Source organism: Xanthobacter autotrophicus, assembly GCF_029991245.1.
Lineage (GTDB): Bacteria > Pseudomonadota > Alphaproteobacteria > Rhizobiales > Xanthobacteraceae > Xanthobacter > Xanthobacter autotrophicus_C.
Window position 1 is genome coordinate 1 of sequence record NZ_JAIVFO010000252.1, and the last position, 3,041, is coordinate 3,041.

The window sequence follows — 3,041 nt, forward strand, 5'->3', positions numbered from 1 at the left end:
AGAGACAGGTCGAGCAGCGCGGCGAGGGGGCGGCCGGTGAGGGCGTCGGCCAACTGGCCGAACACGCGCTCGGCGGCGAGGTTCACCTGTTCCACCCGACCGGCGAGGTCGCAGGCGATGAGCACGTCGGTCATGGAGCCGAGCAGGCCGGCGATGAAGCCCTGGGCTTCCTCCAGCGCGGCGTTCTTCTCCTCCAGCTCCACCTGCTGGCGGACCAGCTCCGCATAGGTCTCGTCCATCTTGCGGATGACGGCGATCCACGCCTCCTCCGCATCGACGGCGCCGAAATCGGGCGCGCCGCTGGCGAGGGCCAGCGGGCTGTCGGCGAGAAAGTCCTTGCCCTCGGGCACGGGCATCGGGCGGTCCTGACGCGGGAGTTGGGACCTGCGAGTTAATCCCGCGCCGGGGAAAAGCGCAACGCCGCCCTCAGCGCGGCTCGACGCCGTCGCGCAACGCCCGCAGGCGGTCGTAGGTGTCGGGGAAGGCGTCGAGCCGGGTCACGCCCACCATGCGGATGTAGGCAGAGGGTCCAAAGCGGATCCATTGCACCAGCTTCACCGGCGCGCCGGTCTTCACGTCGGTGCCGGTGGCCATCACCTCGAAGCCGGTCTGGCCGGAAATGCGCTGCGGCTCCGCGCGCTCCAGCTTCAGGTCCTTCACGCCAGGCAGGGTGGACAGCAGCCGGAGCGCGAACTGGCGGCGTTCGTCCTCGCGCGGGGCGCCGCCGCCCACCGTCACCACGAACAGGGGCTGGTCCACGCCCTCCTGCACGTCCTTCGGTCCATCGGTGAGCATGAGCGTGGTGCCGGCCAGCGCCCGCACCGGGCGGAAGCCGGCGAGGTTGGTCACGGCGAACGGCAAGGCGGCCACCTGGTCCTGCACCGGGCGGATCACGAGGGTGGCCAAGGCGGCGCGCACGGTGGCATCGGGATAGGCGGCGGCCTCGCTCTCGGGCACCTGCAGGGTGATGAGGCCGGTGAGCTGGTCGGTGCCCACCAGCAGCACCCATTTGCGCAGGGAGACGGGACCTGCCGTCTGGGTGCCGGTGAACAGCACCGCCTTCGCGTCCTTGAGGGGGAACGCCTCGCGCTTGTCCAGGGTGATGCCCTTGGCGCCCAGGGCCGCATCGGTGAAGCCGGCGTCGATCTGCTCGTAGGCGTCCGGCGGCATGTCCACGATGAGCAGGGAGGCACTGTGGGCGCGGTCCTCGAAGCCGGCGAAGGCCTGCCCTTCCACCATGCCCGGCGGGGGCACGAGGCCGATGGCCGAGCCGCGGGGGAATGTCGGGTCGGCGGCGAAGGCCGCGGACAGGGGCGCCGCGAGGATCGAGAATGCGAGGAAGGCGGCGGACAAGAGCAGGCGCATGGAGGGCTCCGGCGGGGAAGGAGGGACCCGGCGGCAGGGCCTCCGCTCCCCGCGGTCTCGGATCGAAAGGCCTGTTTCGGGCGAAAATCCGGCTTTTCTGTGGGGCCGGGAGACCGGGGGAGCGCCTGTTCGCGGAACAGGAGATCACAGGTGCGATGCTTCAGGTGGCCGGGTTCACGCGCCGCAGCGTGAGGTTGAAGCGCCCGCCCTCCGGCAGCAGCGTGGAGGTGCCGGACAGAATCCGGTCGATGCCGTGGAACGCCAGCCGGCTCGGCCCGGACAACAGGAAGAGGTCGCCCGAGGCGAGGCGGATCGAGCGGGTGGCGCCGCCCCGCGTCTCGCCGCCGATGCGGAACACGGCGGTGTCCCCCAGCGAGAGGGAGAGCACCGGAGCGGTGAAATCGGCTTCGTCGCGGTCCTGGTGCAGGCTCATGCGCGCATCCGGCCCGTAATAATTGATCAGGCAGGCCTCGGGCGGGGCCGGGACGGCCGCATAGGCGGTCCACAGGGCGGTCAGCGCCGGCGGCATGGCGGGCCAGGGCGCGCGTGTTTCGGGATGGAACGGCTGGTAGCGGTATCCAGCGGCATCCGAGACCCAGCCGAGCGGCCCGCAATTGCTCATGCGGACGGAAAACGGCTTGCCCGTCCGCGGCATGGCGGGCGTGAACAGCGGCGCCGCGTCCAGCACCGCGCGGATGTCCGCGAGCAGGGCGGCCTGCGCCGCCCGGTCGAGCGCATCGCGAAACCACAGGGCGCCGGGGGCAACCGCCAGATGGGCCGGCAGGCGAGGCGGCATTTGGGTTGGCATGGAAGCGGGCGTTGCCGTCATGTTTTCAGGCGCTCCGATTCCGGCGTTTCAAAGAAAACAGAGGTACTGGACGGCGGTTTTTCCTTGGCGTGACCACGGCTTTAATGGGGAAGTAACCATATGTTACATATCACATTTAAGCTAAATCGGAACAAAAAGGCGCTGCAGGATGTCTTCGGGTCGCTGGGATCGAGAGGAGAGTCGTCATGAATCCCCGCCTAAAGAGTCTCCGCGCAAGCATCCGTCTTTCGGTTGGCCTCGGCATCGCGGTGCTGATCGCCGGGGTCTCCGCCGCGTCGGCACAGGCCGTCGTGGTGGGACCCGGAGGGTATATCTCGCCGGCCCAACGCGGGTACATCCAAGGTTATGTGCTGCGTCACCCGGTTCCGCCGGCCTTGATCCCCGGGGGCTTCATCCCCACCGTGGGGGCGGTGCTGCCCGCCGGCATCCCGCTCCAGAGCTTCGCCGTGGCGCCGACCTATCAGCGCTACTCCACCTACCAGCAGGGCTATTACGGGCCGGGCTATTACGGCCAGGTCTATTACGGCCAGGGCGATCCGGGGGTCGTCTATCCCGACCGCGGCGGCTATGACGTCGCCGATTACAACACGCCGGTCTATCCGGGCGAACTCTACGGCGGCGGCTATGGCGGCTACGGGGGCGGCTATGATGGTGGCTACGGGGGCGGGGCAGACCTCTCCGGCTACCGTTACGTGGTGCTGCCGGGCGCCGAGGCGGCGGTGGTCGAGCCCCGCACCCGTCGCATCATCCTGATCATCGAATGAGGACGGTGGTCGAATGACCGTGGCTCCCTTTTCCCGCGGCGGGGGGACGAGGGGGCTGCAGGTCCTGACTTCCAGGTCGGGGC

At 69.4% G+C, this 3,041-nt stretch carries 3 protein-coding genes and 1 pseudogene; 1 reads left to right on the top strand and 3 read right to left on the bottom strand.

The features are described 5' to 3' along the window. From K9U41_RS22370 to K9U41_RS22380, 3 genes and pseudogenes are all read right to left on the bottom strand, one after another. Window positions 1-356: pseudogene (locus K9U41_RS22370) on the bottom strand (PAS domain-containing protein); the annotation flags it as partial. Window positions 357-426: 70 nt separating this feature from the next. Then, complete coding sequence (locus K9U41_RS22375) at window positions 427-1,365, bottom strand: hypothetical protein (protein WP_282643045.1); 939 nt, start codon at window positions 1,363-1,365, stop codon at window positions 427-429. 160 nt (window positions 1,366-1,525) lie between these two features. Continuing rightward, window positions 1,526-2,161, bottom strand: a complete 636-nt coding sequence (locus K9U41_RS22380; protein WP_282643046.1) for an alpha-ketoglutarate-dependent dioxygenase AlkB family protein — start codon at window positions 2,159-2,161, stop codon at window positions 1,526-1,528. A 218-nt stretch (window positions 2,162-2,379) separates the two neighbouring features. On the opposite strand from K9U41_RS22380, the gene K9U41_RS22385 reads away from it, so the two are divergent. Next, window positions 2,380-2,958: a hypothetical protein gene (locus K9U41_RS22385; RefSeq protein ID WP_282643047.1), complete on the top strand. Its 579-nt coding sequence runs from the start codon at window positions 2,380-2,382 to the stop codon at window positions 2,956-2,958. Window positions 2,959-3,041 lie beyond the last annotated feature (83 nt).